This is a genomic window from uncultured Campylobacter sp. (genome assembly GCF_938030785.1).
In the GTDB taxonomy this organism is placed as follows: Bacteria; Campylobacterota; Campylobacteria; order Campylobacterales; family Campylobacteraceae; genus Campylobacter_B.
This window is the reverse complement of record NZ_CALHIK010000011.1, coordinates 1-12,175: the sequence shown is the minus strand read 5'-3', so window position 1 is coordinate 12,175 and position 12,175 is coordinate 1. Positions and strand designations below refer to the sequence as shown.

The window sequence follows — 12,175 nt, the reverse complement described above, 5'->3', positions numbered from 1 at the left end:
CGCCATTCAGAAGGTTAGACTCTACGTAACCCATAAATATCCTTTAAAAGAATTTTAGGCTTGAATTATATCTCCGCCCCATTAATCTTGACTTAAATTTTCTGCGGCGGCGGTTCGCACGGCGGCGGCTTGGACAACCGGAATTTGCGCGTAAAATTTGCATTAAATTTTACGCAGATGGTTGCGAAATTTGGCGCAAAATTTATGGCTAAATTCTGCGCGCTAGGCTTTTAAAATTGTAAATTTAGCGGCGCGAAATTGCCCCGCTCGCGCTGGGCGATAGGCGCATGCCGCATAAATTTTATCAAAGCCTCGAAGTTTGATGAAGCGCGCGTGGAGTTTAAAATTTTACAAATACGCTAAATTTTATAGTCGCGCGATAAATTTGAATTTTTAGCGCGCGATATGCGAACTCGCTATGGTTGAAGCAAGCCCTTGTGAATATAAAATTTGTTAGCACAAAGTGCAAAAAAGCGGCTAGCGTGGGCAACGGTGCGAAATTAAAATTTAAACTCGCTAGCCTCAATTTGAAATTTTGTAGCCGCCCGCTCTAAAATCCTAGCGCTTTTTGAATTGCGAGCGTCTGCGCTACGATGCGCTCAAGCTGCTCTAAATTTAGCATATTCGGCCCGTCTGAAAGCGCATGAGCGGGATCTGGGTGCGTCTCGTAAAAAAATCCGTCCACGCCCACAGCCGCCGCCGCTCGCGCGAGATACGGCACGAAGCGCGAGTCGCCGCCGCTCGTAGCGCCGATACTAGGCATCTGCACGCTGTGCGTCGCGTCGAAAATGACCGGTGCAAACTCGCGCATAATCGGCAGCGAGCGCATATCGACGATCAAATTTCCATAGCCGAAGGTGCTGCCGCGTTCGGTGAGCCAAACGCCGTAGCGGCGCGCCAGATCGTGCATACCTTCGCCGCTTGGTTGCGGCGCGCTTTGAGCAGAATTCGCGGCACTCGAAGCATCGCAAGCATGGGCGGAATTTTGCGCGTCCGATCGTGCGCCACAAGAATTTTGCGCGCCTAGCGCGGAAGAGCCGTCATTCGCACCGCTTCGAGCGCCGCTTTGCACGCCGCAAATTTCGGCATCGTCGGAGCAGGCGCTGTTTTGAGCGGCGTTTGTATCGCCAGATGCCGCGGTGCTTTGCGGGGTATAAGCCCGTGCGCTGCGAGTTTGCAGCACCTTTTCGACGCTGTGTTTCATCGCCTGCGGCGATAAAAACTGACCTTTTTTGATGTTTACTACCGCTTGCGTGCTTGCTGCGGCGACGAGTAGGTCGGTTTGGCGGCACAAAAACGCGGGTATTTGCAGTACGTCGGCGACGCGCGCGACGGGCTCCGCCTGGTAGCTTTCGTGGATATCGGTTAAAATTTTATAGCCGAACTTCTCCTTTACTTCGGCTAAAATTTCGCAGCCGCGCTGCAGCCCCGGGCCGCGGAAGCTTGAGATGCTGGTGCGATTGGCTTTATCGAAGCTGCTTTTAAAGTAAAATTCCACCCCGCTCATTTCGTTAAATTTGCGCAAACTTTCCGCGACTTTCATTATCAGCTCGCGGCTTTCGATCACGCAGGGTCCTGCGATCAGTATCATGAGATATCCTTTTTTAAAATTTGCGCGATTTTAGCGAAATTTTACTAACTCTTAATAGGGCTTGCCGAAAAATTTCTCGTAATGCTCATAAAAGCGCTTGTAGTAGGGGTTTGAGTAGCGTTTGCGCATGCCGTAGTTGTAGCACTCGATCGTGTCTTTGATATTTTTGTCTTTGGCGTTCCAACATTTGCGTAGGATTTTAGCGCATTTTGTGAGGTTGTACATCGGATTAAATATATAATCGATCTCGTTTTGGCTGAAATTTACGGCGTTTAGCTGCCCGAGTCCCACGTCGATGCTAAAGCCGTCCTCGTACAGATACTTGGCGATCTGCACGGCGTAAATTTCGTTTGCCGGTATGATCGTAACGACCCATTTGCTGGAATTTAGGCTATAGTTGCTCGTTTTGATGCGGATATTTTGATTGCGCAGGCCCGCAAAATAATCGGCGTTTGCTTTGTTTGTCAAAAAGGAGATCGTGTAGGGCTCGAAGTCGCTTTCGATTTTGACGATGGTGTATAAAATTTCAGGCTTTACCCCTTCGTTTTGCGCTACTGCGGCGATGGCGTTTACGATCTCGTTCGGCGAGTAAGCGGGAGCTTGAAGCGCCAAAAACAGGGCGAAAAGCAACTTTTTCATCTAAATTTACCGAGCCTTTGATAAAATTTTATGTCGCAAGTATAGCACAATTTCAGCCTTTTCATCATTGTTTAAGTGAAAATTAATCGTATTGGATATATAATCACATTTCTTTTTTAAACCCAAACGGTCGCTTAGCTCAGCTGGTAGAGCGCCACCCTTACAAGGTGGATGTCGCAGGTTCGATCCCTACAGCGACCACCATTTTGAAATCATTGGATTTCATACTTCTTTAGCACTTGCGCTGCGAGTGTGATTTTTGGTGCGACGGTAGTTCAGCTGGTTAGAATGCCGCCCTGTCACGGCGGAGGTCGTGGGTTCGAGCCCCATTCGTCGCGCCACTTCTTACGATGTCTTGCTAGCTCAGTAGGTAGAGCATCTCACTTTTAATGAGGGGGTCGTTGGTTCGAATCCAACGCAGGACACCATCTATCAAATTTCCTCCCTATTTTTAATTTTTTGATTTTTTTGAAAGCCTTATATTACGGGTTTTTGAAATTTTTTCAAAAAAATTTCAAATGCTAAAAACGCTAGATTATACAGGTAGTTTAAGAGAAACTACTATATATTAAAAAATGTATAGTAGCTCTTAAGCTTGTTAAACTCTTTGGAAACTTTTATAATTTGTCCTATGAAACTATATTAAATTTTAAAGGATAAGTAGTTATGAAAGTTTTTTCTAAAATTAAAGACGATCCGGCTTTTAAAACAGACCCCGATAAAGTGATCAGAAATTTCTCCCTGCCTCATCGCAAAAATACTATGGTAGAAATGATAGATGAGCATATAGCAGTTAGATTTTACCGCTCATTTACTAAAAAGGGAATACAAACAATTCATAGGCACTATCACTACTCAATAGGCGGCAAGCTGATTAAGTCTTTAGGCAATGCAGATGAGATAAGCCTAAGCAAAGCCAAAGAAACTCTTGAAGGTTTAATAGTAGATGGTTCTACTAAACTAGCCGCCCCAAGTAATACTCTGGCAAGCGTTTATAGACAATTTTGCAGACATAACGGCAATGTCGCATTAGCGACCTCTAAAAGACGAGATATGAGCTTTAAGGCTTTAAGGGATATTTGCGATAAAGATATAAACAAGATAAGCAAAAAGGATATTATGCCGATACTGGATTACTACTACGATAATGAAAAATACGCCTCCTTAGAAATTTTATTCAAACTCATTAAAAGACTATTCAGATATGCTCGCATAAGGGATATTTCTAAAAATCCATTATTTGCAGAAGAGGTGTTTAAGGACTTTTATAATATACCTCGCCATAGCGAATACCCATATATAAAAGATGACTTGGATTTAACCGTACTTATTAAATTTATCATGAACTATCCTCACCAAAGAGGAGTTAAGAATGCTTTGATATTCGGACTGCTTACGGGGCTAAGAAGCTCAAATGTAAGAAATTTAACCCATGAGCATTTAAAAATAGGCGATGATGGAGAATACTACTTACTATTCCCGCAAGATGAGAATAAGGTAAAAAGCAATGGGGATGAACATCTGGGACTTCCAAAGGAGGTAGGTGAGTGGCTAGAGAGCATAAAAACAAAGTCCTCTTTATTTTTTGCGAATACGGAAGGAAACGTTTTAAGTGAGGCAACACTTGTAAAGGCCCTTAGGCAATATACCCCATTAGTCGGTAATAATGGGATAGTTTTTCATTCTTTTAGGATAATACTAAGTACGTTTTGTAACGATAACTTGGTGGATAACGGGTTGATCCCAGATATTATAGAGCGTACAATATTTCATAGGGTCAGAGGTGTTGCGGGCGTTTATAATAAGGCTACAAATATCAAAAATACTCGTAGGGTTTTAACATGGTGGCTAGGTTATTTAAAGGGGTTGGGGTTTAAATTTTAAGAAGGTAAAGGCAAAAGCCTAAAAGGATAGCTTCTTATGAGGTTTTATGTAGTTTGGTATACAAGAGCCTTTTATTCTAAATCTATTGAGAAGCTTACGCGCTCCACGAACGCCATAATCCATAAATGCTATAATGCCATAGGGAGCTAAATTTTTATCTTTAAGTATAGAATTTAGCCTTAAGGTCACATTCCTACTTTAAGTCTATGTGCCTATGTGTTTTAGAAATTTCCGGATAAGCGGAAAGACGGCAAGATAGGGAGTTAAAGCGACACCTATCCGCAGTTTGTCATTCTACAGCTTACCGTAATTGGCGTATGAGCCGCCTTATCCTCTTAAAAAAGCACTTACTTTCCCTCCCTTCCCATTATTACTTCATCACTACTCCTTTCCTAAGCACTTGCCCTCATTTTAGCGTATTGCTTTCTTTTGGAGTCGCCTTTTTTGATACTGAAGGCGAGTGCTTGCGAGGATAGGGCTATGATAGATTATATAAATTCTGAAGTATTTCCATTTTTTTACCTCTACACTTTTTACTAGTAATTTCTTGCATATTGCATATATAGCTTTCATATTTTTTAATGCTCGGTTCACTATGTTGTGCTTCATTGCTTACTTCATACCTTTATAATCTTAGGTTTACTAGGTTGCTTCATTGCTTTTATATCTATCCAAGCTTGTTAAAAACAACAATCTTCGTTTAAAAAAACAGCTCATATCATTTTTTTCTTTTCTGGCTATATTGTTTTCATAAGGTATTTTTTGAAATATCCTTATAACGTTTTTACTAAGGAGAAAGAATGTTTTATATGTTAAAAAGCCTTTAGGCTTTTTGAAGTAGCCTTTAAAGTTTATATATTACGGTTTTTCGATGGGTTACGTTATCGGTAATGTTTTTATTGATAAGCTTAAACGCTTATTAAGCATTCTTAATCTTTAGTTCCCCGCTGGCGGTTTGGGGTAATAAGAAAAATCGCAGAGGTGCGTTATAGCTTCGCATATTAATCTAAAAAGCTTCTGTTTTAACTAAATTCTAAAGATGTAACGTCTTTTTGCCCCTAGAGTTTTTTCCCTAGATAGTCTCCTTCTTCATTTTATTTATAGCCTAAGTGCATTAAATCTGAAAAGGGGACTATCTGAAAAGCCGCGTGGAGGTAGCGCCTCCGTAAAGGTTACGGGGCTGATTCGCTCGTCGCTAGCGGAGCTCTGCTCGTCTGCTACCGCCGTTGCGATTATTCCTTGTAGGGGTGTTATTGTATAGATGGAATTTTCTATATCTAAGTGGATAGGATAAACTTTTATTTATTTCTTTCAGGAGTATTTTTTGCCTAGTACTATATTATAAGTAGTATTGATCTTAATATATTTTTATCGCTTGTGGGGATATTATCAGTATTATGTAGTAACTGCACCTAAAATTTTTACAAAAGTTTATTATTTTTAAAGCTATAACAACGGTTTATTGCGTTCTAATAAATACCCATAAGAATTTATATTGAATAATTTTTGAGTTCAATGAAAATTAAGTGGATTTTTAGTTGCGACTATGTTTTAATACCTATAAAACCTCTTGTCAATTTTAGCAGAATACGATAGGGGTTTTTTTATTAGCCTTATTTAAAGAATCGTTACACATCACGTCTATTTGCTAAAAATGCAAGAAGCCTTGATGCTTCATTCAACTTATCATCAGCGTCTTCCCCAAATAACTCTGTAGCCCAAATACGATCTATATCTCTTATAATAGGATTTTTAAGCTCCAAGAAGGAAATATTTGATAGCTCAGCTTGAATGCTTGTATATAATGTATCGGAGAGGGTGCAGAAGTTTGGAACTAATGTGGTAAGAATATCTTTCACCTCCATCTTTCGCATTCCCACCTCATCCTTGGAAGAAACCTCACATATCAGTTGATAAAATATAGTAGTCATCCAGGACGATAGAAGAATTGCCTGCTCTATATTAGCCATATTGCATACCACGAAATTAGTGGAAACAAAAAGGCATTCTCTAGAATAATATGCTCTTCCTTTTGTTCTTATAGCACGAGGAATTAATACAGTGTTTCCTGGAAAAGCACCTCTACTTTCACGTTCTAGTATGCGTTTCCACTCTAGAATAGTTTTTGAATTTCTCGTCTGTCTGCCTGTATTGATTGGTAAAGATACATAGTCTCTTAAAATTGAATCTATAATCTCCGGAGTGTTTATCGAAGAATCCAAAAATTTACTATCTCCACCTTGTATATCCACAGTATCAATGCGTGCATTACGCAAACCCAATCCTAAATTCACAAGTTCGTTGTAGCTATTGAAAAGTGAAGGATTAGAATCTAAGAAAAGCAGATCACTTCCTCCATTATTTCCTATTCCTCCTCTTTTCACAGAAAAATTATAGGTATCCATTTGAATCAATTTGAAAGATGATGCCAATTCTGATTGAACAAATGATATTGAATCTATCATATCTATATTAAGCTCTCGCCAGCCATCTTCTAAGATATTAATAAGAGTTGTTCTGTTAACTGTCTTTCCCTCTATCCCAGGAATAATTGTTGTAAAACAATTGGCAAGATTTCTACTCAACGCAGCCTTAAAAGCATCCGCATCAATATCGGGAATGTTGTCCATACTTGTTATTATGTCAATATTTTCATTTAATCTTTTTATAGAACCGATAAGCACACAAGTATTTTTTGTAACATCCTCAAAAATTCCAGCACCTGGATAGATAAAAATCTTTTTCAATCCAAATTTGGACATAAGTAATCTACGAATTATAACTGCTTCATTTCCACGAGCAATCAAATGCGTCTTTGGGAAAACACAAGCGATAGTAGTATCTTCGGGTAACAATTCTGTCAACAGTTCCAGAAACACCGCTTCTAATGGCATCTGTCCTATATTGGTTATTGCTTCCTCTTCTGTAATTCTTTGTATTGCTTGATAAAGAGATTGCTTACGGGTGATACAATTTATCCCAGCAACAAAAGGGGGATTTACAAGTAAAACTTTAGTGTTTGAAAAATATGTGGGATCCAAATCCGAAATATCATGACATGTAATATTAGGTGCAACATTAACATTTATGCTACTAGCAAAATTCAATCCAAGTCTTAAAGAGAGGAGTTCCAAAAGCTGTTGATTAGAATCATTAGCAATTATCTGATTTGACCTGAGGTTATATACTGAAATCGCAGAACTAATCAGATTTCCACTTCCTGCGGCGGGATCGCAAGTACAATCAGTTGTGTTTAAATCACCGCTAACACTATGTGCAAGGATTGCAACAATCTTAGCCAACTCCAAATCAGTAGGAACCTCTCCCTCATGCTCATACCCTGCTGATACTATTTGGTGCAAAGTGTCGGCTATTAAGTCTCCCGTTACATTTTGATTGCCATAATTAAAAAGTTCGGTAAGCAAGGTATTTCCGACGGTAACCGTAGGATCAAATAATGTAGCGCAATAATTAAAAATCCCAGCAAAATCAACACGACTACCCTCATTGCATATTTGCTGAATATTTCCATGAAATACACGAATGTCGTGAAGATCATTCCTCCCAACATATTGGAACGAACCTCGAATATATTCATATAGCATCAAAGCGAGATTACTTTTCCATTTTGGATAATCCCATCTGACAGGTTCAATTTCATCAACAAAATTATCTAAAGTCAAAAAATAGCTATAATTATCCGTTAATATAGCATTAATTGTATCTTTAAAATAGATAGAAAGGGCATCGCATAGAGCGTTCTCGTCAACAAAAGACTGAAAATCTATAATTGAAAGACCTGGCTGGAGCATCTGTTGATAAGTACGTTGTCTCGCACTATCGTATCTAAATAAAATAGCCCTTTCGAGATTAGTCAGAATATAATAAGGTTTCTCCGTTAGACCTACATTACTCTGAACATATGACATTGCTTGGAATTGATACCTAGTACTGTTAATCGCCGCAGGCGTTCTTTTAACCTCAATAACACAGAGATACTTGTGAGTTGTGATATTTTCAATAACAAAATCCATCTCTAAAGATCCAGTGTATCGATGGTGTACAACTCGATAATTTCTCTCTCGTCCAAGGAGCCTAAGTGCCTCATTAAGGGCATTTTCACATATAGGATGATATACGCCCACTTCTGAATCATTGTAATTAATCACAAACTTTCCTCACAAATATTTTTTTAATTCTCTTGCAATTACCTCAGCGAGTAACGGTGGAACGGCATTTCCAACAATCAAATTCCTTCCTTGTTTGCTACTGGAAATAATCTGATATGAATCTGGGAAGGATTGTAAACGTAACGCTTCTCTTACTGTTATCAATCTGTCCTGACTATAGTGGATATTGCATCCAACATTAGGTCGATTGAAATATGTGTTAATAGTATATGATGGTTCATCAGGCAGCATACGACCATAACAAGTAGTATGCCCTCCTTCTTGCTTTAGTCTTCTAATCCTTTCTGATGGAACATCCTTTGGAATATCATTATAATTTCCTCCAGGTTTGACATATGAGCAAATATATTTGTCCAATTCACTCATCTTTGGCATAAAATGTTCCGTTACACGATCTTCTGATCGCATCTCTTGCTGATATTTATTTTGTGGCGGACATTTATACTCTACAACCTCATTTTCATCATTTATAGGCATACCCAAATCATCCAAAGCCTGCTTGACGCTTATATACGGAATTAAGCCTTTATTGGAATCTCCGTGAGTTGGAGTAGGAAAAGTAAAATATCCGTTTTTGAGTCCAACAATTATAACCCTGCGCCTTCTTTGAGGTACGCCATAGTCTGCTGCATTCATAACCTGTATTTCAATATTGTATCCAATTTCCTTAAATGCGGTCTTGAGCTGATTTATAATTTTTACACCACTTGAATTTTTTGCAGATAAAAGTCCGGTTACATTTTCAAAGACAAAGGCTTTGGGCTGAACTTCTTTCAGAATTTTCATATATTGCCAAATAAGTTGCCCTCTGGCATCTTCTACATTTCTCATTCCAGCAAGAGAAAAGGATTGGCAAGGCGGCCCACCAATAATAATATCTGCATGAGGAATGTCCTTTATCCCCACTTTACTTATATCGGCATACTTAATATGATCACCAATATTTTTTTTATAAGTTTTGACGGCGTTTTCATTGTTATCAATAGCCCATAATATTTTATAGCCAGCATTGATAAATCCTAAATCAAGCCCACCACCGCCTGAAAACAAGCTAACAATATTTGGCATTTACACATTCTCCAGTCTGCTTGCAACTATTTTATCGTATTCAGTTGAAATTTCTTCGAAACTTATATCTGAATAGCTGGAAAGCACCTTGGTTATTTCCGATATAATTTTTCTTGAGCCAGTATCAATGAGTTCTTTTGTTAAAGTCTTTAGAATAGCCACATCCTCCTTTGAAAAGGCAAAAAAATCTGGAAAGCTTAGGTTTTCTAAGTCATATCGCTGTAATTTTAATAATCCAGCTCCATATTTTTTCCCAGAGCATTCCAATTGGTAAAATGTATAGTAATTATTTAGTAAGGCAAAGCACACAAATTCATCAATAGCAGGATAGACAATATAGAAATTGTCTCGAATAATTTTTCCAGATTTATTAATAATGAACTTCATGTCGTTTCTTACAAAATAACTGAATATTATACCGTCGCACTCAAAAAGGTTTAACCTATACCATTCATAACCCTTATTAATTTTTGTAACAAGGGTTTTTGGTTTATTCTCTTTTAAAATCTTATCTCTCCAAAATCTAAAGTAATCGTCTATACTTGCATCTTGAAGATCATTGTGACTCACAATTAATAGCTTGTCATACACCGCATTATCAGTTGTATATCCATTCACTTGCTTAGGTGATGATATAATCTCCTTTGTATATTCTTTATTACAATCGATAGTGGGATTAATAAACACAGAATTGCATCCAGTTGTCAAGCCTCTACGAATGTTGCCAATATCCTTAAATTTTTTAGTAAAGCCAATATGAAGATTCTTAGTTTCTCTAACAATGGGTACAAAAGTATTATTTATTAATTTTACATACTCTGGAATAATCAACTTCTGTTTTTCTTGTGTTTTTCTTAATTTAAGAATAATAACATCAACAAGAGTAGCCTTTTCAAAGACGTCACCAGAGATATTTATTTGACGATCAATAACACAGCTTTTATGCAAAATTTCTCTAAAACGATCACCATTTTTTGCGAATAGCCAACTTCCAGGAAATATTACTATCAATTCACCATTTTTTTTCAAAACAGAAATTGCTTTTATAATGAAATACATGTATAGGTTCGCAGTTGTTGGCAAACATGAGAAAATAGAATTTGATGACAAGATGCCTTTGCTGACACCAAGCTGTGATAATTCATTTATTTTCTCTTGTCTAACATATGGGGGGTTCATGATAACTCCGTCATACTGGTGATCTTGTTTAGATGACAAAAAATCTTCATTTTTTAATTTATATTTCTGATATTTATTCTTGCATTTTTCATACAGGGCTGAGTCTATTTCATATCCATCAATGTGGTTCCAACCATCATTTGCCAAAGCAGAGAGAAAAGCTCCTTCTCCGAAACAAGGATCAAGGATTTTAGACTCTTTATTTATAGAAAAGAGAGAGGTCATATATCTTGCGACTGGAAGTCTTGTAAATACTTGTCCTAAATCCATCTCATTTATCCTTCTTCTGTTCATTATTAGCAATGACCTTTGTTATTTCTATAAGTACGGTTGACCTTATAAATTCGCCATATGAAGCATATGTCATAAACCATGTAATCTGTTTGAATTTCACGAAATTTCTTTTCTGAAATTAGAGAACGAACTATATACTTATTTTCATCGGCAGGATCATAGTTAAAAATTCCTTTGAAGTTTTTTAACTTATCTTGAGCCTAAATTTATCCAATTTTTATTCTTTACAATTATATCATTTTATTGTATCATATTTTATATATTTAATTTCTCATTTGCTTCTTTGGTATTTTGCTGCAAACGCTGTTTGCACTCCAATCTTTTAGTGGCTACTCGTCTTTTCTAGCTGTTTCCCCCAAGTTCTAACAATTCTTACAATATCATCATCGTTAAGCTGTGAAAGCATATCTAAAATAGCTTTCATTGCTATGGGCTCATTGGTTTCTCTAAGCCACTCTATGTAAGTGCGCTCAGAAACACTTAAACGTCTTGCCATTTCTTTTTGCGTAATAGATTGCAGCTCTTTGGCTTCAATAAGCTTGTGGATTTTATATAAAACATGAGCCAACTTCATTTTCATACCTTCAAAATTTATTCAATAGCATAAGTATAGCTAATATTTCTTAAAAAATATATATAGCTAGAATTTTATTACATTATTATGTAGTAAATTAAGATAATTTTAATACATATATATGTATAATAACTATATAAGAATATAGGAAGTAGATATGGCACAACACTTTTTACTATCGGCTGAAGCTCGCAAGCTATCTCTTATTAAAATCGCAAGAATGAATGACTTTCAAGCTATCGCGGCTTTTAGGCAAGTTCGTTGGTTTGAAACCAAGGGTAAGCCCGTGTGTCCTTGCTGCGGTAGTGGCGGCAAAATTTACTTCATAGCCTCTCGAAAGCAGTTTAAATGTAAGGAGTGTGCTAGCTTCTTTAGCGTTACAAGCGGCACGGTCTTTCATGGGAATAAACTACCGCTTCAGACTATACTTGCCGCCATTGCGATATTCGTTAACGCCGCGAAAGGAATTTCAGCACTGCAACTATCTCGCGACTTAGACGTTCAATACAAAACCGCATGGGTATTACTCCATAAAATTCGCGAAAGCTTAATGGATTATGATAGTTCAAGACCGTTTCAAGGCGTAGTCGAAATGGACGGCGTATATGTTAACGGCTATATCCGCCCTAGAAATAAGCTAGAAAAAAGAAGGCTCAATTAAACTTAAGCGGATTCTCTCTTATCAATCTCAACAGTTTCTGATATAGGTTTTTCTGTATAGTTTTAGTATTATATCTAAATTCACATTCCTTTAGA

General features: G+C 37.6%; 8 protein-coding genes, 3 tRNA genes and 1 pseudogene. 5 read left to right on the top strand and 7 right to left on the bottom strand.

Annotation, left to right across the window (positions count from 1 at the left end; translation table 11 throughout):
- Window positions 1-550 precede the first annotated feature (550 nt).
- Together Q0438_RS00765 and Q0438_RS00760 are read right to left on the bottom strand one after the other, a co-directional pair.
- Entirely contained in the window at window positions 551-1,591 is a 1,041-nt protein-coding gene (locus Q0438_RS00765; protein ID WP_299186200.1) for a 3-deoxy-8-phosphooctulonate synthase, read from the bottom strand.
- 51 nt (window positions 1,592-1,642) lie between these two features.
- Window positions 1,643-2,230: a transglycosylase SLT domain-containing protein gene (locus Q0438_RS00760; RefSeq protein ID WP_299186198.1), complete on the bottom strand. Its 588-nt coding sequence runs from the start codon at window positions 2,228-2,230 to the stop codon at window positions 1,643-1,645.
- A 128-nt stretch (window positions 2,231-2,358) separates the two neighbouring features.
- On the opposite strand from Q0438_RS00760, the gene Q0438_RS00755 reads away from it, so the two are divergent.
- From Q0438_RS00755 to Q0438_RS00740, 4 genes are all read left to right on the top strand, one after another.
- Window positions 2,359-2,434 (top strand) — tRNA-Val (locus Q0438_RS00755).
- Between the two features lie 60 nt (window positions 2,435-2,494).
- Window positions 2,495-2,571: transfer RNA gene (locus Q0438_RS00750), tRNA-Asp, on the top strand.
- A gap of 11 nt (window positions 2,572-2,582) precedes the next feature.
- Window positions 2,583-2,658 (top strand) — tRNA-Lys (locus tag Q0438_RS00745).
- A gap of 238 nt (window positions 2,659-2,896) precedes the next feature.
- On the top strand, window positions 2,897-4,114 hold the full coding sequence (locus Q0438_RS00740; protein ID WP_299186196.1) for a tyrosine-type recombinase/integrase: 1,218 nt from the start codon (window positions 2,897-2,899) through the stop codon (window positions 4,112-4,114).
- A 1,628-nt stretch (window positions 4,115-5,742) separates the two neighbouring features.
- Here the strand turns inward: Q0438_RS00740 and Q0438_RS00735 are convergent.
- The 4 genes from Q0438_RS00735 to Q0438_RS00720 form a co-directional block, all read right to left on the bottom strand.
- Entirely contained in the window at window positions 5,743-8,283 is a 2,541-nt protein-coding gene (locus Q0438_RS00735) for a BpuSI family type II restriction endonuclease (RefSeq protein WP_299186193.1), read from the bottom strand.
- Window positions 8,284-8,292: 9 nt separating this feature from the next.
- A complete protein-coding gene (locus Q0438_RS00730; RefSeq protein WP_298042739.1) occupies window positions 8,293-9,372 on the bottom strand; it encodes a DNA cytosine methyltransferase in 1,080 nt (359 codons plus the stop codon).
- A complete protein-coding gene (locus tag Q0438_RS00725; RefSeq protein ID WP_298042737.1) occupies window positions 9,373-10,821 on the bottom strand; it encodes an N-6 DNA methylase in 1,449 nt (482 codons plus the stop codon). It abuts the gene before it with no gap.
- A 346-nt stretch (window positions 10,822-11,167) separates the two neighbouring features.
- Window positions 11,168-11,419 (bottom strand): XRE family transcriptional regulator, encoded by a 252-nt coding sequence (locus Q0438_RS00720; protein WP_298042735.1) that lies wholly within the window; start codon window positions 11,417-11,419, stop codon window positions 11,168-11,170.
- A 157-nt stretch (window positions 11,420-11,576) separates the two neighbouring features.
- Between Q0438_RS00720 and Q0438_RS00715 the strand changes: the two genes are divergently transcribed.
- On the top strand, window positions 11,577-12,080 hold the full coding sequence (locus tag Q0438_RS00715; protein WP_299186188.1) for an IS1595 family transposase: 504 nt from the start codon (window positions 11,577-11,579) through the stop codon (window positions 12,078-12,080).
- Here Q0438_RS00715 and Q0438_RS00710 read toward each other — a convergent pair.
- Window positions 12,073-12,175, bottom strand: a pseudogene (locus Q0438_RS00710) (IS1595 family transposase); the annotation flags it as partial. The gene Q0438_RS00715 and the pseudogene Q0438_RS00710 sit on opposite strands and share 8 nt — an antisense overlap.

What these genes read in the sequence shown, in the direction of transcription:
- Q0438_RS00740 (WP_299186196.1), top strand. Translation starts at nt 2,897, where the DNA reads ATGAAAGTTTTTTCTAAAATTAAAGACGATCCGGCTTTTAAAACAGAC.
- Q0438_RS00725 (WP_298042737.1), bottom strand. Translation starts at nt 10,821, where the DNA reads ATGGATTTAGGACAAGTATTTACAAGACTTCCAGTCGCAAGATATATG.
- Q0438_RS00765 (WP_299186200.1), bottom strand. Translation starts at nt 1,591, where the DNA reads ATGATACTGATCGCAGGACCCTGCGTGATCGAAAGCCGCGAGCTGATA.
- Q0438_RS00720 (WP_298042735.1), bottom strand. Translation starts at nt 11,419, where the DNA reads ATGAAGTTGGCTCATGTTTTATATAAAATCCACAAGCTTATTGAAGCC.
- Q0438_RS00760 (WP_299186198.1), bottom strand. Translation starts at nt 2,230, where the DNA reads ATGAAAAAGTTGCTTTTCGCCCTGTTTTTGGCGCTTCAAGCTCCCGCT.
- Q0438_RS00730 (WP_298042739.1), bottom strand. Translation starts at nt 9,372, where the DNA reads ATGCCAAATATTGTTAGCTTGTTTTCAGGCGGTGGTGGGCTTGATTTA.
- Q0438_RS00715 (WP_299186188.1), top strand. Translation starts at nt 11,577, where the DNA reads ATGGCACAACACTTTTTACTATCGGCTGAAGCTCGCAAGCTATCTCTT.